The sequence below is a fragment of the Magnetospirillum aberrantis SpK genome, from assembly GCF_011022235.1.
Lineage (GTDB): Bacteria > Pseudomonadota > Alphaproteobacteria > Rhodospirillales > Magnetospirillaceae > Magnetospirillum > Magnetospirillum aberrantis.
Genome location: NZ_JAAIYP010000009.1, coordinates 1 through 22,384, shown reverse-complemented (window position 1 = coordinate 22,384; position 22,384 = coordinate 1). Strand labels below are relative to the sequence as shown.

General features: G+C 65.3%; 18 protein-coding genes. 3 read left to right on the top strand and 15 right to left on the bottom strand.

Annotated elements, in window-relative coordinates; genetic code table 11:
• Nucleotides 1–8: 8 nt before the first annotated feature.
• Entirely contained in the window at nucleotides 9–896 is an 888-nt protein-coding gene (locus G4223_RS02745; RefSeq protein ID WP_163674674.1) for an MYG1 family protein, read from the top strand.
• Here the strand turns inward: G4223_RS02745 and G4223_RS02740 are convergent.
• Nucleotides 893–1,171, bottom strand: a complete 279-nt coding sequence (locus G4223_RS02740; RefSeq protein WP_163674672.1) for a hypothetical protein — start codon at nucleotides 1,169–1,171, stop codon at nucleotides 893–895. The two genes, G4223_RS02745 and G4223_RS02740, sit on opposite strands and share 4 nt — an antisense overlap.
• A gap of 23 nt (nucleotides 1,172–1,194) precedes the next feature.
• On the opposite strand from G4223_RS02740, the gene G4223_RS02735 reads away from it, so the two are divergent.
• A complete protein-coding gene (locus G4223_RS02735; protein ID WP_163674670.1) occupies nucleotides 1,195–2,409 on the top strand; it encodes an MFS transporter in 1,215 nt (404 codons plus the stop codon).
• Between the two features lie 5 nt (nucleotides 2,410–2,414).
• Here the strand turns inward: G4223_RS02735 and G4223_RS02730 are convergent, their stop codons facing one another.
• From G4223_RS02730 to G4223_RS02715, 4 genes are all read right to left on the bottom strand, one after another.
• A complete protein-coding gene (locus tag G4223_RS02730; RefSeq protein ID WP_163674668.1) occupies nucleotides 2,415–3,041 on the bottom strand; it encodes a nucleotide-binding protein in 627 nt (208 codons plus the stop codon).
• A gap of 67 nt (nucleotides 3,042–3,108) precedes the next feature.
• Nucleotides 3,109–4,434 (bottom strand): ATP-binding protein, encoded by a 1,326-nt coding sequence (locus G4223_RS02725; protein ID WP_163674666.1) that lies wholly within the window; start codon nucleotides 4,432–4,434, stop codon nucleotides 3,109–3,111.
• A 1-nt stretch (nucleotide 4,435) separates the two neighbouring features.
• A complete protein-coding gene (locus G4223_RS02720) occupies nucleotides 4,436–5,122 on the bottom strand; it encodes a response regulator (protein ID WP_163674664.1) in 687 nt (228 codons plus the stop codon).
• Between the two features lie 22 nt (nucleotides 5,123–5,144).
• A complete protein-coding gene (locus G4223_RS02715) occupies nucleotides 5,145–5,642 on the bottom strand; it encodes a MarR family winged helix-turn-helix transcriptional regulator (RefSeq protein WP_163674662.1) in 498 nt (165 codons plus the stop codon).
• 283 nt (nucleotides 5,643–5,925) lie between these two features.
• Here G4223_RS02715 and G4223_RS02710 point away from each other — a divergent pair, with 283 nt between their 5' ends.
• On the top strand, nucleotides 5,926–7,629 hold the full coding sequence (locus tag G4223_RS02710; protein WP_338086800.1) for a methyl-accepting chemotaxis protein: 1,704 nt from the start codon (nucleotides 5,926–5,928) through the stop codon (nucleotides 7,627–7,629).
• Between the two features lie 70 nt (nucleotides 7,630–7,699).
• On the opposite strand, the gene G4223_RS02705 is transcribed toward G4223_RS02710, so the two are convergent.
• The 10 genes from G4223_RS02705 to G4223_RS02660 all read right to left on the bottom strand — a co-directional run.
• On the bottom strand, nucleotides 7,700–7,951 hold the full coding sequence (locus G4223_RS02705) for a hypothetical protein (RefSeq protein ID WP_163674660.1): 252 nt from the start codon (nucleotides 7,949–7,951) through the stop codon (nucleotides 7,700–7,702).
• A gap of 105 nt (nucleotides 7,952–8,056) precedes the next feature.
• Nucleotides 8,057–8,512, bottom strand: coding sequence for a molybdenum cofactor biosynthesis protein MoaE (locus G4223_RS02700; RefSeq protein WP_163674658.1), 456 nt, complete (start codon nucleotides 8,510–8,512; stop codon nucleotides 8,057–8,059).
• 4 nt (nucleotides 8,513–8,516) lie between these two features.
• Complete coding sequence (gene moaD / locus G4223_RS02695; RefSeq protein WP_163674656.1) at nucleotides 8,517–8,768, bottom strand: molybdopterin converting factor subunit 1; 252 nt, start codon at nucleotides 8,766–8,768, stop codon at nucleotides 8,517–8,519.
• On the bottom strand, nucleotides 8,765–9,994 hold the full coding sequence (locus G4223_RS02690; protein ID WP_163674654.1) for a molybdopterin molybdotransferase MoeA: 1,230 nt from the start codon (nucleotides 9,992–9,994) through the stop codon (nucleotides 8,765–8,767). The genes moaD and G4223_RS02690 overlap by 4 nt, the downstream gene beginning before the upstream one ends.
• Nucleotides 9,991–10,488, bottom strand: coding sequence for a molybdopterin-guanine dinucleotide biosynthesis protein B (mobB, locus tag G4223_RS02685; RefSeq protein WP_163674652.1), 498 nt, complete (start codon nucleotides 10,486–10,488; stop codon nucleotides 9,991–9,993). The genes G4223_RS02690 and mobB overlap by 4 nt, the downstream gene beginning before the upstream one ends.
• Complete coding sequence (pgsA, locus tag G4223_RS02680) at nucleotides 10,485–11,060, bottom strand: CDP-diacylglycerol--glycerol-3-phosphate 3-phosphatidyltransferase (RefSeq protein ID WP_163674763.1); 576 nt, start codon at nucleotides 11,058–11,060, stop codon at nucleotides 10,485–10,487. The genes mobB and pgsA overlap by 4 nt, the downstream gene beginning before the upstream one ends.
• 33 nt (nucleotides 11,061–11,093) lie before the next feature.
• A complete protein-coding gene (uvrC, locus tag G4223_RS02675) occupies nucleotides 11,094–12,998 on the bottom strand; it encodes an excinuclease ABC subunit UvrC (RefSeq protein WP_163674650.1) in 1,905 nt (634 codons plus the stop codon).
• Between the two features lie 390 nt (nucleotides 12,999–13,388).
• Entirely contained in the window at nucleotides 13,389–14,165 is a 777-nt protein-coding gene (locus G4223_RS02670) for an SDR family oxidoreductase (RefSeq protein ID WP_163674648.1), read from the bottom strand.
• Between the two features lie 53 nt (nucleotides 14,166–14,218).
• Entirely contained in the window at nucleotides 14,219–15,109 is an 891-nt protein-coding gene (locus tag G4223_RS02665; protein ID WP_163674646.1) for a serine/threonine-protein kinase, read from the bottom strand.
• Between the two features lie 148 nt (nucleotides 15,110–15,257).
• On the bottom strand, nucleotides 15,258–22,384 hold a 7,127-nt coding region (locus G4223_RS02660), incomplete at its 5' end, for a tandem-95 repeat protein (protein ID WP_163674643.1).

Below are 22,384 nucleotides of genomic sequence, written 5' to 3'. Positions count from 1 at the left end.
GTTCGTTCATGACCGTCGTCGCCACCCACAACGGCACTTTCCACGCCGACGACTGCTTCGCTTACGCCATCTTGCGCGCTGCCTTGGGCGACGGCATCGAACTGGTGCGGACCCGCGACCTCGAAATTCTCGACCGCGCCGACGTGGTGTTCGACGTGGGCGGCAGCTGCGATCCGGCCGAGGGCCGCTACGACCACCACATGCGCGACAAGCCGTTGCGCCCCAATGGCGAACCGTTCAGTTCGGCCGGGCTGGTGTGGCGCGACTACGGCGTGCGCGCGGTGCGCGCCCTCTTCCCCACCGTCAGCGACACCGAGGCCGGACGTGTCGCCGCCATGCTGGATTGCGGCCTGATCCGCGATGTCGATCTGATGGATAACGGCGCCATGACGCCGACGCCCGGCCATTTCTCGACCGTGCTGGAGGCGTTCAACCCCAGCTTCGCCGAACCCGATTCCGACGAGAACGCGGCTTTCGCCGAAGCGGCGCATCTGGCCGGCCGCGTGCTGTCCCGCGCGGTGGCCCGCGCCCTGGCCGCCGTATTGGCCGAAGAAACAGTGGCCCAGGCCGCCGCCGTGACCCCCGACCCGCGTGTCGTCGTGCTGGAGACCCGCGTGCCGTGGGAGGACGCGGTGTTCGATCTGAACCTGACCCAAGTACTGTACGTGGTGCGCCCGGCGGGCAAGCAATGGACGGTCAGCGCCGTGCCGCCCGAGCGCACGTCCTTCGCCCAGCGTCACCCCCTGCCCGCCGCCTGGGGCGGATTGCGCGACGACGACCTGGCGCGCCTGACCGGAGTGGCGGACGCCACCTTCTGCCATCCCGCCCGCTTCGTCTGTGGCGCCAAAAGCCGCGACGGCGCCGTCGCCCTGGCCCGGCTGGCGGTGGAAAGCTAAGCGTTTTCCGCCAGCCAGCGCCCCAACCACACCAGCCCCCAACCGACCGCCGCCACCGGCGTTCCCAGGAACAGGCCGCCGACCACCAGGGATTGCGGCGGCCAATGGGGGCTGAAGGGCGCCACCGCCCCCAGCCATTGCAAGGTGCCGACGACAATGGCGCCACCACCGGCCAGGGCGGACAGGGACAGGACGGCCATACCGGCCAAAATGGCGAGCTTGTTCATGCGTCCAGGCTGGACCGCCATGCGCCGCCGCACCTTGTCTTCGATCAAGTGGCGGCCCTATGGTCCCAGCCATGACCGACCCATCCGCCCGCGCCGTCCTGGCCCTTTCCGACTTCCGCTCGTATCTGGGCACCCGCTTCCTGTCGACCCTGGCCCTTCAGATGGTCAGCGTCGCCGTCGGCTGGCAGGTCTATGACCTGACCGGCGACCCGCTGCATCTGGGCATGGTCGGACTGGTGCAGTTCGTTCCGGCCCTGCTTTCCGCCTTGCCGGCCGGTCATGTGGCCGACCGCTTCGACCGTCGCCGGGTGCTGCTGGTCTGCCTGATGCTGGAAACCGTCAGCCTGGGCGCGTTGCTGGCATTGTCGCTGATGACCGCGCCGCCGCTCGAGGCATTGCTGGCGGTGTTGGCGGTGATGGGTGCCACCCGCGCCTTCATCCAGCCGGCCAGCCAGTCACTGGTGCCACATCTGGTGCCGACCGAGTTGTTTCCCCGCGCGGTGGCCTGGACCTCCAGCGCCTTCCAGACGGCGGTGATCGCCGGCCCGGCGCTGGGCGGATTTCTTTACGTGTTCGGCGTGACCACCGTCTACGCCACCGCCGCGACCATGATGGCGCTGGCCGCCCTGGCGGTGTCGCGCCTCAAGGTGCGGCTGGTGGTGCACGCGATCACCGAGCCCGGTCTTACGGGGTTGCTGGCCGGTATCCGTTATGTGTGGACGCGCAAGGACATCCTGGGCGCGGTGTCCCTGGACCTGTTCGCGGTGCTGTTGGGTGGGGCCACCGCGCTGTTGCCCATCTTCGCCCGCGACATCTTGCATGTCGGCCCCATGGGGCTGGGCCTGTTGCGCAGCGCGCCGGCGGTCGGCGCGGCGCTGATGGCGCTGTGGCTGGCCCACCATCCGCTGGAGCGTCAGGCGGGAGCGCGCATGTTCCTGGCCGTCGGGGTGTTCGGTCTGGCCACCGTCGCTTTTGGGCTGTCCTCCAGTTTCTGGCTGTCGTTGGGGGCGCTGACCGTCCTGGGAGGCGCCGACATGATCAGCGTGGTGGTACGCCAGACCCTGGTCCAGGCCCGGACCCCGGACGAAATGCGCGGCCGCGTCTCGGCGGTGAACTTCGTGTTCATCGGTGCCAGCAACGAATTGGGCGAATTCGAATCGGGCGTCACCGCCGCCTTGTTCGGCACGGTTCCGGCGGTGGTGATCGGCGGTTTGGGGACACTGGCGGTGGCGGCGTTATGGGCATGGAAGTTCCCAACGCTGCGCAAGGTGGACCGCCTGACCTAGAAAGCCTAACCCTGACGGTCCAGCAGCGCCAGCAGCGGCGTCCATTCGCTGGCGTAATCCCGTGCCCGACGGTCGCCAGCCTCGAGCACCGACGATCCCACGGCGGCCAGGTTGGGGTAAATCTGGCTGTCGCGCAAGCGCGCCACCACCGGAAACCCCAAGGACGCGAAAAAACCGTCCAATTGTTCCGAGGCCTTGGTGCCCAGGCGCAGACGGTTGCCGACGATGGCCACCACCCGTTTGTTCTTGCGCACCGCCTTGACCTCGGACAGTTTCTTCAGGAAGTGCTGGGTGGCGTCCTCGTCGAAGGCGCCGGGCAGCACCGGCACCACCACCACGTCGGCGACCCGGATCAGATCCTCGACATCCTTGTGATGCATGGCGGCGGGGGCGTCGATGATCAACCGCTCGATCCCTTTTGGCGGGTCGCCCAGGTCCTTGGACCAGTCGACGCCCATGACCGGCGCGGCCGTTTCGCCCCGCCGACGCAGCCAGTTGAGCGACGAACGCTGGCGGTCGCAATCGGCGATGGCGGTCTTGAGCCCGCGCTGGGCGAAGGCCGAGGCCAGATGGGTGGCGATGGTGGTCTTGCCGCATCCACCCTTGATGTTGCCCACCAGCACCGACAGCATGTCCCCACCCCCCAAAAAATGAAGCGGGCAAGCCTAACACGAAGGGCGCGGCAGGGAATGTGAAGAGTTACAGGGGAAGGCGCAGCCGTGCCCTGAGGCCGCCCAGCGGACTGTCCTCAAGCAGGACGTCGCCACCATGGCTGCGCACGATGTCGCGCGCGATGGTCAGTCCCAGCCCGACGCCGCCGGTCGCCACGTTGCGCGACCCTTCGAGCCGGTGAAAAGCCTTGAACACCTGTTCCCTCTGGTTGACGGGGATGCCGGGGCCGTCGTCGTCGACCACCACGTCCACCCCGTCGGGACGACACCCCACCCGCACCCACACATGCCCGCCGTAACGCAGCGCGTTGCCGATCAGGTTGGACAGGGCACGCGACAAGGCGTGCGGCCGAAGCGTCAGGGAAACCGCGTTTTCAACATGCAGGTCGATTTCGCTGCCCTGGCGACGGTAACGCCCGACCACCTCCTCGACCAACTGGGCCAGATCGGTGGGCACCGGCGTCTCGCTGCCCTCGCCACGGGCGAAGGCCAGATAGCCCTCGACCATGCGCTCCATCTCGGCCACGTCCTCTTCCAGTTCCACACGGCCTTCGAGCTCGCCCATCATGGCCAGTTGCAGCTTCATGCGGGTCAACGGCGTGCGCAGATCGTGCGACACCCCGGCCAGCATCTCGGTCCGCTGCTGGATCTGGCGTTTCAGACGGTCCCGCATGATCAGAAAGGCCATGGCCGCCTGACGCACCTCGGACGCGCCTTCGGGTTTGTAGTTGGGAACGTCGTGCCCCTTGCCGAAACTGTCGGCGGCGGCGGCCAGCTTGCGCACACTGCGAACCTGGTTGCGCATGAACACGGTGGCGATCCCCAGCAACAGCATCGAGGTGCCGACCATCCACAAGACGAAGATGTAGGTGGTCGAGGAGAACAGCCGCTTCCGCGGCACGAACACCTCGAGCAGACCGTTCTGCAACTGGACGCGGACCAGGATCTCGCGGTCGAAACTTTCGCTGTCCACCTGGAACGGCCGTTGCACCCGCTCGCGCAGGGATTGATAAAGGGCGGCATCCATGATGCCCACCGGCGGCTCGCCCGGCACGTTGGGCAGGATGCCCTCGGGCTCGTAGCGGATGTCCAGTTCCATGCGGCTGGCGGCGATCCGCAGGGTGTGCGCCTGGCTGTCCGGGTCGGGAAAGGCGCGCAGGGTTTCGATCACCGCGCCGATGTCGCCGGCCAGGGCGTTGGCCAGCCGCTTGGCCACCGTGTCCCAGTGGGTGGCGTAGAAGATGTAGGTCGAAACCAACTGTACCACGATCAAAGGCGTGACGATGATCAGCAAGGACCGCCCCAGCAAACCGTGCGGCAACAGGCGCTTCACCCAACGCGTCACACCAACCATGTCAATCGGGCCTCAGCATGTAGCCCATGCCGCGTACCGTCTGGAGGTAGCGTGGCGTGCGCGGGTCATCCTCGAGCTTCTTGCGCAGGCGGGTCACCTGGACGTCGACGGCGCGCGTGTTGGCGGCATTGCCGGTACGGGTCGCCAGATCGTCGCGCGACACCGCCGTTCCCACGCTCTCGGCCAGAATGGCCATGAGCTCGCGTTCGGCGGTGGTCAGATGAACGACCTCGTCGCCTTTCGACAATTCCTGCCGCGTCGGATCCCAGGAGAACGCCCCCAGGCCCAGCACCTGCGGCGGTTCGATCTCGGGCTTGGGCGTCCGACGCAGGATCGAGGCGATGCGCAACAGCAACTCGCGCGGTTCGAACGGCTTGGACAAGTAATCGTCGGCCCCGGCCTCGAGCCCGTTGATGCGGTCGTCCACCTCGCCCATGGCGGTCAGCAGCAGGATGGGCACGGTGTTGGCGCCGCCGCGCAGATCGCGCGTCAGGCTGAGCCCGTCCTCGCCCGGCATCATCACGTCGAGGACCAACAGGTCCACCGCCAGCGCCGCCATCTTGACGCGGGCCTCGGCGGCATCGGCGGCGACGCTGACCAGATAGCCGTTGTCGGACAGGTATTTGCGCAACAAGGTCCGCAAGCGGGTGTCGTCGTCCACCACCAGGATATGGGGAAGATCCTCCACGGCGGGCCTCCTTTCGCCCGAACTAGCGGCGGCCGGGGGTGCGGGCGGGGAATCGCGCGCGGTCGGCCTCGTCGATCAGTCCAAGCAGAACCTTGCGGTATCCCTCGACCGCCTCGGCTCCGGCGGCGCGATAGGCCCGCGCGATGCGGGCTCGCTGGCGCTCGGTCAACTGGCGTTCCAGCTCCACCCCCTTCTCGGTCAGCTCCAACAGGCGCTGGCGACGGTCCCGCGTCCCGGGACGCTGGGTGATGAACCCTTCCTCGACCAGTTGTCCAAGAACCCGCGACAACGATTGCTTGGTGATCCTGAGGATGCCCAAAAGATCGGAAACCGTCATGCCCGGATTGCGGCCGACGAAATAGATCACCCGATGATGGGCGCGGCCGAACCCGTATTCGTCCAGGATGGCGTCGGCCTCGCCAGTGAAATCGCGATAGGCGAAGAACAGAAGTTCCAGGCCCTGGCGCAATTCCTCTTCACGCAGGAACAACGGGTTGATGCCGGTTTTTACGTCAGTCATGTTGACTTATATGGCCTGAAAGCACCACATCGCGCAAGTCCTTTGCACGTGAAACCCAAAAACAGCACGATACGCACACGCCAGACTTCCCGATGATGACCCAAGTCAACGCTTACGGGCAAAGGGGGAAACTGAATCCTTTCCAGATTCCTTAACTTTTTTGCCTCAGGCTTTCATCTCGGTATTTAAAATATTTCCGGTTCATAATACCTTCGTTACGGGGGCGTGTGCACACCGAGCCCAGGGGACAGGGCTTGATGTCGGACAACGGGTGGAAGTTTCAGTGAAAGCCTGGCGAAACCTTCGGCTCTCCAGCCGCTTCATGATCATCATCGGCGTCGGCGTCATCGCGCTGGTCGCCAGCGTCGTCGTTGTCATCGCCCGTTTTGAACGGGCCGAGATGGAACGGCAGTTGCAGCAATTGTCGATCAACGAGATGACGTCGCTGCATGCCCTGATCCTCAACGTCATGGCCAAGCGCCCCGAAGACGGCGACAACATCGGCATCCAGGTGTTCAACAACTGGTTCGGCAGCCGCAACGTCCATTATCCCGGCAAGGTGTGGAGCGCCTGGGGGCCCAAGGTGGCCACCTACATGGCGGAAACCGAACCCGGCACCCCGGCCAAGCCGCCCCAGGACGATTTGGACCGTGAAGCCATCGAAGGCAAGCAGGCGGTGGGACGCTTCGTCGATGGCACCTACCGCTACGCCTATCCCATCGTGCTGGGCGTCACCGACGGCGCCGACCAGGAAGTCTGTTTCGCTTGCCACGGCGGCATGGGCATGGAAAAGGGCGACGTCATCGCCGTGCTTTCGTCCTCGCTGACCACCACCGAAGCCGAGGCCAAGCTCAAGAAGATCCTGACCTTCCTGATCGTCGGCGGCGTGATCGCCACCATCCTGGCGGTGTTGGGCGTGCGCTGGATTCTGACCAGCGTCATCACCGCCCCCATCGGCGACATGACCAAACGCATGAATTCGCTGGCCAAGGGCGACGTCGCCATCGACATTCCCGACCTGGATCGCCGCGACGAGGTGGGCGACATCGCCCGCGCCGTGCAGGTGTTCAAGGAGAACACCAAGGCCAAGCAGGCCATGGAGACCGAAGCCGCCCGCGAAGCCGAAGCGCGCGAGGCGCGCATGCAGCGGCTCGAGGGTCTGATCGGTAATTTCGACCGTGCGGTGGCCAGCGTGCTGGAGACCGTCTCGGCCTCGGCCCAGGCCATGACCCAGACGGCACGGCGCATGGTCGATTTCGCCGATGCCGCCAACGAGCGTGCACGCACCGCGGCCGCCACCGCCAACGACGCCAACGCCAACGTGCGCATGGTGGCCGAGGCGGCGGAAGTGCTGTCGAAATCCATCACCGAAATCGCCGAACAGGTGGCCATGTCCAATCAGGTGGCGGCCAGTTGCACGCGCGAAGCGGACGGGGTCAACACCCGCGTCACCGGCCTTGCCGGATCGGCGGACAAGATCGGCGAGATCATCGAACTGATCACCGGCATCGCCGAACAGACCAACCTGTTGGCCCTGAACGCCACGGTCGAGGCGGCACGCGCCGGCGACGCCGGAAAGGGCTTCGCCGTGGTGGCCAGCGAGGTCAAGAATCTGGCGCGTCAGACCGTGCACGCCACCGAGGACATCTCGGCCCAGGTTTCCACCATCCAAAAGGAAACCCATTCCACCGTCAGCGCCATCAAGGGAATCGGCTCGACCATTTCCAGCATGGACGGCATCACTACCACCATCGCCTCGGCCATCGAGGAACAAGGTGCCGCCACCCAGGAAATCGCCCGCAACATCGACCATGCCGCCACCGGCACCAACCAAGTGTACGAAAATATCACCGAGGTCAGCCGGTCCATGCACGAAACCGACCAGGCGGCCCGCGACGTGTTGAGTTCGGTCGAGCAGTTGCAGACCCAGGCGGCAACCTTGCGTCAGGAAGTCGCCACCTTCCTGAATGCCATCCGCGAGGCCTGAACCCGACCACAGCGACCAACTCCCCGGCTGACCCAGGTCAGCCGGGGAGTTTTGTTTGCGAAAAGAGAGGTCAGGCCGCCGAATGGCCCTGGGCGGTGGCGCGGAAAATATCGGCGGCGCGACGCGCCTCGGTTTCCGCCTCCAGCAAGATGTCCATGGTCCGCACCAAGCTGTCCTGCATGGCCGCGACCTTGGTGCCGACGCTGTCCATCCGAGCCCGGAACACCATCAGATTGCGGCGGCACGACACCGTCTCGCGCTGCATGGCATCGACGGCCCCACTCAGCCGTTCCAGGGCCGTTACGACATTTCCGATCTTCAATTGCTCTTACCCGCTCAACCATGGGGCGGGACTTATGCCGGAAACGTCACTCTGTTCGCAATCAATCTTTGGAACGACGGCACCATCGGCCATCGGCCATAGGGCTCAGGCCTTGTTCCAGCGCGCAGCCTGGGATTCGTCGGCTTCCTTGGCCTCGACCCAGCGGTCGCCGGCGGACGTATGCTCGATCTTCCAGAACGGCGCCTTGGTCTTCAGCCAGTCCATCAGGAAGCGACAGGATTCGAACGCGGCGTCGCGATGGGCCGAGGCGGTGGCCACCAGGACAATACGATCCCCAGCCGCCAAACGGCCATGGCGATGGATGATCAGCGTATCCTCGAGCGGCCACCGCCGCCGCGCCTCGGTCTCGATGGCGGCCAACTGCTTTTCCGTCATGCCGGGATAATGTTCCAAGGTCATGGCGGAAACCTCGGTGCCGTCCCCCATGTAATCACGCACCAGGCCAAGAAACATGCACACGCCACCGACCCGACCATTGCCGGAGGCAAAGGCCGCCAGTTCGGCACCGGCATCGAAATCTTCGGCCTGAACCCGGATCATCGCCTCAGCCCCCGGTGACCGGCGGAAAGAAAGCGACCTCGTCCCCCGTTCCGACACAATGGTCCAGCCCGGCGTAATCCTGGTTCACCGCCACCCGGATCAGCCGCATGTCGGCGAAAGCCTCGGCAAGGGCGGGATCGCGCCCCTTCAGCCACTCCACCAGGGCGCCGACGGTCGTCACCTCGGCCGGCGGCGCCACCTCTTCCTCGCCAACGCCGGCCTTGGTCCGCAGCCAGGCGAAATACAGCACCTTCATCGCAGCATCTCCGCATAGGGAACGTAGGCGAGAGCGTCGCCCGGCGACACCTCAGCCACATCCTCGGGCAGTTCCACCAGACCGTCCGACCACACCATGGAGGTCAGCACGCCGGAACCGTCGGACGGAAACTTCTCGGCTACCAACCGCCCATCGTCAGTCCGCACCCGCGCGCGCAGCCATTCACGACGTCCGGGCTTGCGACGAAAGGCGAAACCGGCCTCTACCCTATAGCGCGGCACGGCGCTGTCCTTGATCCCCATCATGCCCAGCACCAAGGGCCGGGCCACCAGCAAGAACGTCACCATCACCGCCACCGGATTGCCCGGCAAACCGACGAAAGCCGCCGCGCCGACCCGTCCCAACGCCACCGGCTTGCCCGGTTTGATGGCCATCTTCCAGAAATGCAGGGAACCGCACGCCTCGACCGCCGCCTTGACATGGTCCTCGTCACCCACCGACACGCCGCCCGAGGTCAAAATCAGGTCGTGTCCCGTGGCGGCACGGGCCAGGGCGTCGCGGATCACCTCGCGTCGGTCGGGCAGGATGCCGAGATCGGTGACCTCGGCCCCCAGCGACCGCAACAGGGAACAGGCGGTGGTGCGGTTGGTGTCGTAGATGCCACCCGGCGGCAACGGCGCCCCTGGTTCGTTGATTTCGTCACCGGTGGAGAACACCGCCGCACGCAAACGGCGCCGCACCACCAGACGGGTCCGGCCGGTGGCGGCGGCCAATCCCAAATCCTGGGGCCGCAGACGGATGCCGGCGGCCAGCACCGTCGCCCCCTGGGCCACGTCCTCGCCTTGCGCCCGCACGTTGGTACCGGGAGCAAGCATCGGTGCCGTCACCACGCCCCCCTCGCCCGAACAATCTTCCTGCATGGCGACACAATCGACACCGTCGGGCACCGGCGCGCCGGTCAGGATGCGCACCGCCATCCCCACCGGCACCGCCCCGACAAAGGGGTGTCCGGCGGCGACCGTTCCGGCCACCGTCATCCGGCCATCGGCGGGACGGCCGGCGGCGGCGAAGCCCCAGCCGTCAACGGCGGAATTGGCGTGCGGCGGCACATCCAGCGGCGAGACCACGTCTTCGGCCAGCACCCGCCCCAGGGCGTCGGCCAGACACACTTCCTCGACACCGTCCAGGACCGCGACCCGCCGGGAAAGCAGCGTCAACGCCTCTTCCACCCGCAACATCCCCGTCCCCACGGTGAAATCGGTCATCTCTCCCCCTCACGCAACACGAAATCAACGATGGCCGCCGTATCGTCCAAGGCCAGCAACGGCCGGTCGAGGCCGGGGACGAAAGAGGCGGTGGAGGCCACCGCCAGCGTCAGCGGATCATCCGGGAAAAGCGGGGCCTGCCCCAGTTCGGGGCGCCATACCTCGATGCGGGGGTGTGACCAGGCGCGGAAACCTTCCACAAGAACCAGATCGACCGGATCGAGCCGGGCCAGAACCTGCTCCATGCTCCATTCCGGCTCGTCGCGGTATTCGTGGGTCAAGGCCCAGCGACGGGCCGAAGCCACCAGAACCTCGGCTGCGCCGGCGCGGCGATGTTCATAGGAATCCTTACCGGGAACGTCGATGTCGAACTCGGCCCGTGCCTGTTTGATGGTGGAGACCCGCAGGCCACGCGCGGAAAGCAACGGAATGGTTTTGATCAACAGGCTGGTCTTGCCGCTGCCGGAATGTCCGACAAAGCCGAACAGCCTCATGGCGCCGCCTTGGTCGGCGCGGCCCGCATGTGCTTGAGCCCGGAACGCAGGTAGTCCCAGCCGGTGATCATGGTCAACACCGCCGCCGCCCACAGGCACACCTCGCCGATCTGGCGAACCGGCACCTCGGCCGGACCGACATCCCCCACCAGCAACACCGCCAAGGCCACCATCTGAATCGCCGTTTTCCATTTGGCCAGACGGCTGACCGGCATGCCGATGCGGATTTCCGCCAGGAACTCGCGCAAACCCGAAACCAGGATCTCACGCAGCAAGATAACCAAAGCGGCGGGAACGGTGGCCGGTGCCACCCGGTCGAACGCCACCAACATCAACAGCACGGCGGCCACCAGCAACTTGTCGGCGATGGGATCAAGGAAGCGGCCCAGCGCCGAAACCTGATTGCGCGACCGCGCCAGATAGCCGTCGAACCAATCGGTGATGGCCGCCGCCACGAACAACGCACAGGCAACCCAACGGGCCAGGGCGCCGTCCACGTAGAACGTGGCGACCACCAGCGGGATCACGACGATGCGCGACAAAGTCAGAAGATTGGGCAGGCTGGTCATGATGCGGCGGAACCTAGGGCTTGGGCGGTGGCGATATTAGCCCTGGGGATGGAAATGGTCATAGATTTTTTTGGCCATGGCCGTCGAGATGCCGTCCACCGCCTCGAGGTCGGCCAGACCGGCCCCGGCCACCTCCCGCGCCGAACCGAAATGGTGCAGCAGCGCCTTCTTGCGGCGCGCCCCGATGCCCGGCACGTCGTCCAGGCTGCTTTGCCCCATGCCTTTGGCCCGGCGCGCCCGATGGGTGCCGATGGCGAAACGATGGGCCTCGTCGCGCAGGCGTTGCAGGAAATAAAGCACCGGGTCGCGCGGTTCCAACCCGAAGGGCGCGCGGTCGGGCATGAAGAAGCGTTCGCGGCCGGCGTTGCGGTCGGGCCCCTTGGCGATGGACACCAGCGCCACGTCCTCGACCCCCAAATCGGCGAACACCTCGAGTGCCGCGTTCAACTGGCCCTGGCCGCCGTCGATCAGCACCAGATCGGGCCACAGGCCGTGGTCGCGGTCCGGGTCTTCCTTTTGCGCCCGCTGGAAACGGCGGCTCAGCACCTCGCGCATCATGCCGTAATCGTCGCCGGGAACCAGCTCGGTCGAGCGGATGTTGAACTTGCGATAGGCCGATTTCATGAAGCCTTCGGGACCGGCGACGATCATGCCGCCGACGGCGTTGGTGCCCTGGATGTGGCTGTTGTCGTAGACCTCGATACGGACCGGCGGCGCGTCCAGGCCGAACAGTTCCGCCACGCCCTGCAACAATTTGCCCTGGGCGCTGCTTTCGGCCATGCGCCGGCCCAGCGCCTCGCGGGCGTTGTCATAGGCATGTTCGACCAGCCGCTTGCGCTCGCCACGTTTGGGCACGCTCAGCGCCACCTTGTGCCCGGCCTTTTCCGACAGCGCACGGGCGGCGATCTCCAACTCGGCCGGTTCCTGGCTAAGAATGATTTCCTTGGGCGGCGGTTTGTCGGCGTAGAATTGGCCCAGGAAGGCGGCCATGATCTCGGACGCCTCTGCGCTTTCGGCATGTTGCGGAAAATACGAGCGATTGCCGTAATTGCAACCCGAGCGGAAGAAGAACACCTGGATGCAGGTCTGTCCCCCCGCCTGATGCAGGGCGACCACGTCGGCCTCGGCCACATCGGCGGCGTTGATGTCCTGATGCGCCTGGATCTTGGCAATGGCCCGGATGCGGTCGCGATAAACCGCCGCCAATTCGTAATCCATGGCGTCCGACGCCGCCACCATGCGGGTTCGCCACTCTTGCTGCACGTCTTGGCTTTTGCCCGACAGGAAGGCGCGGGCCTGTTCCACCAGGGCCATGTATTCGGGGCGCGAGATGCGTTCGACACACGGCGCCGCGCAACGCTTGATCTGAAACAAAAGACACGGTCGGGTGCGGCTGGAAAACACCGAATCGGTGCACGACCGCAACAGGAAGGCCCGTTGCAGCGCCGACAATGTCTGGTTGACGGCGCCGACGCTGGCAAAGGGGCCGAAATATTCCCCCGCCCGATTCCGGGCGCCGCGATGCTTGACGATCTGCGGCCAGTCATGGTCGGCGGTGACCAGGATGTAGGGGAAGGTCTTGTCATCCTTGAGCAGGATGTTGTAGCGCGGCCCCAGCTTCTTGATCAGGTTGCTTTCCAGAAGCAGTGCCTCGACCTCGGTGTGGGTGGTGATCACCTCCATCGACGCCGTCTCGGCGATCATGCGCTGGATGCGCAACGTCTGTCGCTCTGGATGGGTATAGGCGACCACCCGTTTCCGCAGGTTCTTGGCCTTGCCCACATAAAGCGGGTCACCCTTGGCGTTCATCATGCGGTAGACGCCGGGACTGGCCGGCATGGTTTCAAGATGGCGCGCGATCACCGCCACGCCGGTCGCCAGAGGCCCAGCCTGTGCGCATTCTTCAGGGGAAACAAAACCGTTTTCGGAAGCTTCAGTCATGACCGGCGATAAGGAGGGACGCTTACTGCGAACGAATAGTGCGACGAAAAACCAAAGGATTCCAAGCCCTGCGAGGAATATCCACGATTCCTGTGGATAAGTCTGTTGGCAAATTGGGGGCCATTTGCCAGGGGCCTAGTGACTCCTGGGGTTTAAGGACTTTGCTCAAAAAGAAGGCAAATTGATGAAATTATTGTTTTTCAATGCGTTAGCTTTCGTCAAGGGTAAACAAGCTGTAAAAAACGGCGTTTTCCTCTAGACAAGGGAGGGTGAGTTGGACTAGCCACCGGCAGTTTAAAAGCTGTGCAAAACTTGGGCGATCGGCGTTTTCCCACGTCCTACCAAGGGCCTATGCGACGGAACACGGTGCCCGTGTGAGCTTTTCCCTCCTCACTCTTCCGCAGGAGTTCCGCCCGGAGCCCATTGCAGATGCTGGCCGCCATCCAGTGCCATCATCTGGCCGGTGAACGACCGTGCGGACAGGACAAAGCGCACAGCCCGGCAGATTTCCTCGGGGTTCGTCCCACGCCCCAACGGTGTGGTGCCGCATTGAGCGGCAAATTGCTGGTCGGTCTGGCGGGCGCTGGGCAGGGCCGGCCCAGGACCGACCGCCACCACCCGAATCCGAGGGGCCAACGCCAGCGCCAAGGTTTGGGTCAAGGTCCACAGCCCGGCCTTGCTGAGGGTGTAGGTGGTGAAATGCGGGGTCAGGTTCCACACCCGCTGATCGAGCATGTTGACCACCACCCCTTCGGCGGTGTCGGGCAAAAGGCGGGCCATCTGCTGCGTCAGCACGAACGGCGCCCGCAGGTTGACCTCCATGTGGAAGTCCCAGCCGGCGCGGGTCGCGGTCAACGCCTCGTCGCGTTCGAAGGTCGAGGCGTTGTTGACCAGAACCCCCACACTCCCCAACTCGGCCGCCACCCGCTCGACCAGCGTCTGGGTTTGGTCCTCGCGCGACAAATCGGCCGACAGCACCGCCGCCCGGCGCCCCAAGGCACGGATTTCCTGGCTTACCTCTTCGGCCTCGTCCCGCGACCCGGAACAATGAACCGCCACGTCAAACCCCGCCTGGGCCAGATCCAAGGCGACAGCCCGGCCGATCCGGCGGCCGGCGCCGGTGACCAAAGCGACACGGGGAAGCTGTGGAGAGAATACGTCAGACATGGGCGGCAGCATGGCCGAGCCGACGCGCCGACGCAAGTGCGCGACAGCGCCCGCTATTCCGCCTTGGCCACCGAACGCTTTTGCGGCCGACGCAGATTGACCACCTGAACCTGCGGCTTGGGAGCGGCCTCGACGGACACGCCGGACAGCCCTTGAAGGAACGCGCCGGCATGGGCCGGACGGACAGCCGGGTCGGGATCGGTCGCCGCGCGCACCAGCTCCGCCAGTGCCGGCGGCACGGAATCCGGCAAATGGACAGCCCCTGCGGCAAGGTCGGGAAGGGCCCCGGTCAGCATACGGCAGGCCAGCACCCCCAGCGAATAGACGTCGGCCTCGGGCCCGACCGAGGTCGCGGACTCGCGCTGTTCGGGGGCGCAATATTCCGTGCGTCCCGGCCAGTGGTCGGGCAACGGCGGATTGCGTTCCGCCAGCTTGACCATGCTGAAATCGGCCAGTTTGACCTGGCCGTTTTCCCGCGCGCTCAACAAGATGTTGGACGGCATCACCGCCCGATGAACCATGCCGCGCCGATGCAGGGCCATCAACGCCGACGACAATTGCCGCAACAGGGTCAGGCTGCGGGGCACGCTCAGACGCTTGGGTCGGTCGATCTCGGGGGCGTCCTCGCCCACGCTGTCCTTGCCCATCTCGAAGGGCAGGTGCGCCGCCTGATAGGGCATGACGAAGAACGGGCGGCCGTCCACCACCTCCATGGTCTTGACCCCGACGATGTGGGGATGGTCGAAGGCGGCCATGGCCCGCGCCTCGACCTGGAACCGGGTCAGCCACTGGGCCGGGCTGAGCAGACCGCCAAGGCCGGCGCCGACGCTGAACACCTTGATCGCCACCGGCACCTGCAAATCGGGATCATGGCAGAACAGAACCTTGGCATAGCCGGTGGTCACCGCCGCCTTGTGGATGACGTACTTGCCGATACGGTCCATGAACTCCCCTTCCCCGCGGCCATCTCGGCCACCATGCCCCGTTCGCCGTCAATCTAGCAAATCCCAGGATCAGCGTCGCCCTGGATATGACGGAAAAAAGCGGCCCGCCCCAAAGGGGCGGGCCGTTGACGTTAAAACTTGCTCGAACCTACCACTTGATCTGTTCAAGGCTGTGGAAGTCCACCTGTTCGGTCGAACCATCGGCATTGTGGATGACCACCGAACCGGAAGCGTCGTCGGACAGGTTGGTGACGTGCTCGGTGCTGTCGGTGGTCACCGTCCAGCTGTCGCCGCCGCTGATGTTGATGTCGACGGTCACACCTTCGCCCAGGTTGGTCAGATCCAGGGTGTCGGTCCAGTTGCCGCCGGTGCCGCCATAGACGGTGTCGTGGCCGCTGTCGAAATCGAACAGGAAGGTGTCGGACCCGTCGCCGCCATACATGACGTCGTCGCCGGTGCCGCCGATCAAGGTGTCGTTGCCGGCCTCGCCATACAAGGTGTCGTTGCCCGAGCCACCGATTAACAGGTCGTCGCCGTTACCGGTGTAGATCAGGTCGTTGCCGGCACCGCCGTCCACGGTATCGGACGCCACCACGTTCGACGCTTCGCTGTTGTCGAAGGTGTCGTTGCCGTCCCCCAGGTTGGCGGTGGTGCCGCCGGCCGCGCCGTAGACATAGTCGTCATGGGCGGAACCGTTGACATTCTCGATGCTGTTGTAGGTGTCGCCCTGGGCGTCGCCGCCGGTGCCGGTGCCGCCGGAGCCGCTATAGCCGTTGCCGTCGCCGGCCCCCAGATAGACGTTCACGCCGGCCGAGCTGTCGGAATAATCGGCGGTGTCGGTGCCCGAACCACCCTTCAGCACGTCGGCACCCGCGCCGCCGTTCAGCACGTCGTCCCCGGCGTTGCCGCTGAGGTAGTCGCTGCCGGTCCCACCGAACAGCGTGTCGTCGCCGTCGTTGGTGAAGATGGTGTCGTTGCCCGAGCCGCCGTCCACGGTGACAGCCCCATAGGTGCTGCCGTCCGAGTAGTTGATGTCGACGACGTCGTTGCCGGCACCGGCGTTGATCACCTCGATGCTGTTGAGGTTCGAGATGTGGACTGCATCGTTGCCGTCGGTCATGACCAGGGTGTCGTGACCGGAGCCACCGAAATAGGTGTCCTGGGTTTCCTTGTAGTTGGAACCGCTGACACTGGCGCCGGTGCCGTCCTTGGCCACGCCGCCCTGATCGACGTAGTTGGTACCGGATGCCGAGTTGTCGGCGCTGAAGATGAAGGTGTCGTTGCCGCCACCGCCATACAGCGTATCGGAACCGGCCCCGCCCGCAAGCGTGTCGGCACCGTCCGAGACGAAGCCGGACAGGTCCAGATGGACCGGGGTCGAGGCCTCGGCCGTGGTTTCGCCCTCGTGCGAGATGGCGGTGACCGTCAGGTCAAGCGCCGACACGCTGCCGTCGGTCGGAATCTTGAGTTCAAGACCGGCCAACTGGTCGGCGGTCAACGTATAGCTGCCGTCGGCATTGGCGGTCAGTTCGTCGCCGTTGGCATCGACCAGCGCCACGCCTTCCGGCAAGTCGGAGACCACATAGGTCAGGGTCTCGTCGCTGTCGGTGGTCGACCCGCTGATGTTCAGCGCGGCATAGGCGTAACCGCTGTCGGCTTCGGTGTAATCGTCGCCATAGATGACGTCGTTGCCCGAACCGCCGGTGATGGTGTCGTCACCGGCGTTGCCCAGCAAGGTGGTGCCGCCGCAGCCGCTGACCGAGATGACGTCGTCGCCCGAACCGCCGAAGGCGGTGTCGTAGGAACCGGCATTGATGGTGTCGTCGCCGGAACCGCCATACAGGGTGTCGAGGCCGCCATTGCTGTTGACCACGTCGTCGCCGGCACCGCCATAGGTCTTGCCGCCCCAGCCACTGGCCGTGACCGTCGAGGACGCGGACGAGCCCTGGGCGTCGAGGTCATAGGCGGTGTTGACGCCGATGGCCGTATTGGTGGTGGCGGTCTGAATGTTGACGTCGTTGAAGTCCCCGTCGCCACCGCCCGAGATGTCTTCCCAATTCTGGTTGCCGCCGACACTGTTGTCGGCCATGTGGTCGAGACCGTCGGCGTTGAGGTCGGCGTCACTGAAGATGACGCTGGTCCCTTCGCCGCGCAGCACGTCGCCGTCGGCATCCACCACACGCCAGTTCCCGTTGGAATCCTGGGTGAAGGTGACCTTGTCCCCGCTGTCGAGACCACAATTCTTGTCGTCGCCGTTGGGAATGATGAAGTAGCCGATGCGGCTGGGATCGACGCCCTCGATGGTGACGGTGTGGTTGACCTCGGAATTGGCGTCGGCGAACAGGATCTCGCCGCTCACCGGGTTGCCGTTGTCGTCCATCACGTAATAGCCGTAGGTGTTGTCGTACCCGGCCGAGCCACCCAGGTTGGTGACGTTGATGGTGGTTTGCTGCAAGGAACCGGTGGAAACGCTGACCACCGGCGTGTCGGCCATCGGCGTCACGGTGATGGTCACCGGCACCTCGACCGAACCGCCGTTGCCGTCGGACACCTGGACCGTGAAGGTCTCGGTGCCGTCCCAATCGGAATCCTTGGCCGTATAGGTGAAATTGCCGTTCTCGTCGATGGTCAGGGTACCGCTGTGAGCGGTGCCGTCGTTGACCACGCTGTAGCTCAGCGTGTCGCCATCGGCATCCGACGCCGCCAGCGACCCGGTCACCGTGGTGACCTCGCTGGTGGTGCTTTCCGCGCCGCTGACGCTGACAGCCGCGGCCGTCGGATCTTCGTTGCCGGCTTCGACCTCGACGGTGACGGTGGCGGTCGAGGTGCCGCCATGGCCGTCGGACACGGTGTATTCGAAGGTCGCGGTGCCGACAAAGCCGTTTTCCGGCGTGAACACCACGTTGCCGTTCTCGTCCAGAGACACGGTGCCGGTCGAGGGGTTGGCGACACCGGTGATGGTCAGGCTGTCGCCGTCCACATCGCTGTCGTTGGCCAGCAAGGTGGCCGCATCGATGGTCACCGACCCGCCGGTGGTTTCGCCGGTCTCGCCCGAGACCACGTCGCCGGCCGCGCTGCCCGCGCCTTCCACCGTGGTGGTGGCGGTGACGTTGCCGTTGCTTTCCGTCGAGGTCACCGAGGTGGTGACGCCGGACAGGTCAAGCTCGCTGTCGCTGACGATGGTCACCACCGCGTCGCCGTTGGTCAACGACACGGTGTAGGTGCCGTCGGCATTGGGCGACAACACGTCGTCGCCCACCTTGACCGTGGCGCCGTCCGGCACGTTGTCCAAGGTGGCGGTGGTGGACAGCGTCTCGCTGCCGTCGGTGTCGTTCAGACCGGCGTCGATGGTCACCGTGTAGGTGTAGGTCGAGGTGGTGGTGGTCGTCGTCGTGGTCGTGGTCTCGGTGGTGCCACCGACCACGCCGTCGGTCAGCACGATCTTCTCGAAGCCGCTGACATGGTCCTGGATGCCGAACAGATTGTTGTTCCAATCCGCCAGCGAGTACTGGTTCAGCACCAGGGTGTCTTCCCCTTCGCCGCCGACCAGCGTGTTCTGAACGTAGCCGCTGACCGTCAGGCTGTCGTTGCCGGTGCCCATGTCGATGGTGCCGCCGCCGCTCCAGTGGCCGGATTGGCCGAACACCACGGTGTCGTCGCCCGACCCGGCCATAACGGTGCCGCCACCCAAGGTCTCGCCGCCAACCTTCAGGTAGTCGTTGCCCGCCCCCAGGTCGATGGTGCTGTCGTAGTAAACGCCGTTCTCCCGCAAATCCGCGACGTTGGCGCCGATGACGACAGTGTCGTCGCCCTCGCCGGCATTCAGACGGCCCTGGAATTCCAGACCGACGCCCAGATAATCGTCGCCACTGCCCAGGTTCATGTCCGAGCTTTGGGCGTTCAGGGCAACCTTGACCACGTCGTCGCCTTCGCCGGCGTCGAAGCTTTGATAGGTCCCGTTCAGGTAGTTGCCGATCTGAATGGTGTCGTCACCGGACCCCAGATTGACGTCGCCGTTGACGTTGGTGCCGACCTTGATCAGGTCGTCGCCCTGGCCGGCATCCAGATCGCCCGAGATTTCAGCAGCCACATCCAGCTTGTCATTGCCGCTGCCCAGATTGACGTCGGTGACCTTCGAGGCGGATTTGACCTGATCGTCGCCTTCACCGGTGTTGATGCTGCCGGTGTTGCCGTAGACCACGTTGACGGTGTCGTCACCCGCGCCCGTGGAGATGTTGGCCCCCCAGGTACCGGACGAATAGGCGTCGTTGCCGCTGGTGCCGTTGATGGTGCTGTCCCAGGTGAAGTTGCCGCTCAGCGTCCCCAGGCCACCCCAGTTGGCCGGCGTGCTCATGCCGGTGTTGACGGCGTTGGCGTCGCGCGAGGTGTCGGTGGTGGTCGTCGTCGAAGTCGAGGTCGAGGTCTCGGTATGAACGTCGGCCGCGCTGATGGTCACCGACAGCGCCGGCGCCTGGGCGCTGGTGTCCGTCACCACCGGTTCGATGGTCACGGAAACGGCGTCGTCCACCGCGTCGGGATCGTCGTTGGCCGCGTTGACGGTGATGGTCACCGTGGTATCGACCACGCCGCCATTACCGTCGGATACCTGCACCGTGAAGGTGTCGGTGCCGCTCCAGTTGCTGTCGTCGGCGGTGTAGGTGTAGGTGCCGTCGGAATTCACCACCAGTTCGCCGTTATGCGCCTGGTTGTCGGCGACCACCGCGAAGCTGAGGGTGTCGTTGTCGACGTCGCTGGCGGTGATGGAGCCGCTGACCGTGGTCGGCGCGTCGGAAGTGCTTTCCGTGCCGGTGGCGGCAGAAACGCTGACCACCGGGGCGTCGTTGGTGGGGGTGACGGTGACGGTGACCGTCTGGGTGGTCACGCCGCCATTGCCGTCGGACACCTGCACCGTGAAGGTGTCGGTGCCGTTCCAGTTGCTGTCCTTGGCGGTGAAGACGAAGTTTCCGTCCTCGTCCACAACCAATTCGCCGTTATGGGTTTCCCCGTCGGCCACCACCGCATAGGTCAGGGTGTCGCCGTCCACATCGGACGCGACGATGGTCCCCGAAACGGTGCTGGCGGCATCGGTGGAGCTTTCCGCCGCGGTGGCGGTGACCGCCTCGACCGTCGGCGGGCTATTGAGCGAGATGGTGTAACCGTCAACGGTCACCGAGATCGCCTCGAAGCTGGTGGCGGTGGCGCCGCCCAGCGTGTCGAAGGTGAAGGTCTCGCCAGGATGTTCGGCGATAAACTGCTTGAACTCGATCAGTTCGGCGCGCACGGCGTCGGTGTACTCGGCCGCGCTCAGTTGCACGACCAGGGTATCGGTCCCGTCGCCACCGTGCATGACGTCGCCCGTCATGTCGGCCGCCTTGGCCACCACCCGATCATCACCGGCGCCGCCGTCGATGACATCGGCACCGGCACCGCCGATCAGCTTGTCGTTGCCGTCGCCGCCCAACAGGGTGTCGTTGCCCGCCGCGCCGGCCAGGGTATCGTTGCCGGTCCCGCCGATCAGCAGGTCGTTGCCGTTCTGGCCGAACAGGACGTCGTTGCCCGCGCCACCATCGATGGTGGTATCACCGTAATTAGCCCGGCCGTTAGTCAGGTCAACCACGTCGTTGCCGTCACCGGCATTGATGACTTCGATCCCGCTCAGACGGGTGGTGCTGCCCTGCTGCGCCAGGATGACGTCGTTGCCCGAGGTGGCATTCAGGGTGTCGGTACCCTCACCGCCGATGAAGGTGTCGGCGTTCAGGTTCTTGCCGCCCAGATAGGCCGATTCGGCGGTGGCGTAATAGCCGGCGCTCCAGACGCCATCCTCGCCGGTCATGTTGAAGACGTCGTTGCCCGCGCCGCCGTCCAGCACATCGGCACCGGCGCCGCCGGTCAGGGTGTCGTTGCCCCCGCCGCCCAACAGGGTGTCGTTGCCGGCGCCGCCCGACAGCACGTCGTCGCCCGAGGCGGTCCCGGTGTAGGAGACGTGCAGCGACGACGTTTTCTCAAGGCTGTCATCGCCATCGGTGGAGGTCACGGCAATGCCGATGTTGAAACCGTCACCAACCGGGTTGTCCACCGTCAGGGTCAGACCTTCCAGGTCGTCCACGGACACGGTCCAACTGCCGTCGGCATTCTGCGTGCCGGCGGACAAGGTGGCACCCTCGGGCAGGCCGGTCAGCGTCACCGCGGACAGAGTTTCCGAGGAATCCAGCTTGGTGACGTCGATGGACAGCGTGGTGCTGTAGGTTCCAGCCTCGCCGTCACCATAAAGGACGTCGTTACCGTCGCCGCCCGAAAGGATGTCGTTGCCGGCCCCACCCATCAGGGTATCGGCGGCATCGGTGCCGGTCAGCACGTCGTCGGTGCCGACCGAACGGTCGATGACCACGTCGGCTGCGTCGATGTCGGCGCCGTCGGCGACGCCGGTCACCGCCAGGGTGGCGCTGGCCGCCGTCACGTCGCCGTCGTCGGTGACCACGTCATAGGACACCGACACGGTGCCGCTGAAATCGCCCTCGGGGGTGAAGGTCCAGGTACCGTCGCCGTTATCCGTCAAGGTGCCGCCATCGGCCTGGACGTTGGCGACACTCAAGGTGTCGTCGGCGTCGCTCGCCTTGCCCAGCAACTGCTCTGCGGTGAAGGTGATGGAACCGCTGTCCTCCTTCATCGAGCCCAGATCCACCGTGCCATCGATGACGGTCGCGTCATCGCTGCCGGTAATGGTGACGTTCACGTCCTGCGCCGTGGTCGTGGTGCCGTCCGACACATAGACCTTGAAGGTGTCGACGGCCTGTTCGCCGCCGTCCAGCTTGTCGGCGTTGTCGTTGGGAGTGAAGGTGTAGCGACCGGTCGTCGGATCGATGGTGGCACTGCCGTTGGCCGTCTCGACGGTCAGGATCGGATCGCCATTGTCGTCCGTGCCGAACGAATAGGTCAGCGTGTCGCCGACATCAACGTCGGAAGCGGTGATGGTGCCGCTGACCGCGCTGTCTTCGTCGGTGGTCACGTTCTCGACGGTGACAACCGGCGTGTCGTTGACGTTGTCCACCGTCACCGTGAACGGATCGGCCGAGACCGAGGCACCCGCCTCGTCCGTCGCCGTCACCACGATCGACAGATCGCCAACGTCGCCATTGGCCGGGGTGCCCGAAAGCTTGCCGGTCTCGGGATCGATGCTCAGCCATGCCGGCAGCGGGTCGCCATTGGCCAGCGTCGCCGAATAGGTCAGCGTGTCGCCAACGTCCACGTCCTTGAACGCCGCAGCGGTATCAAGGC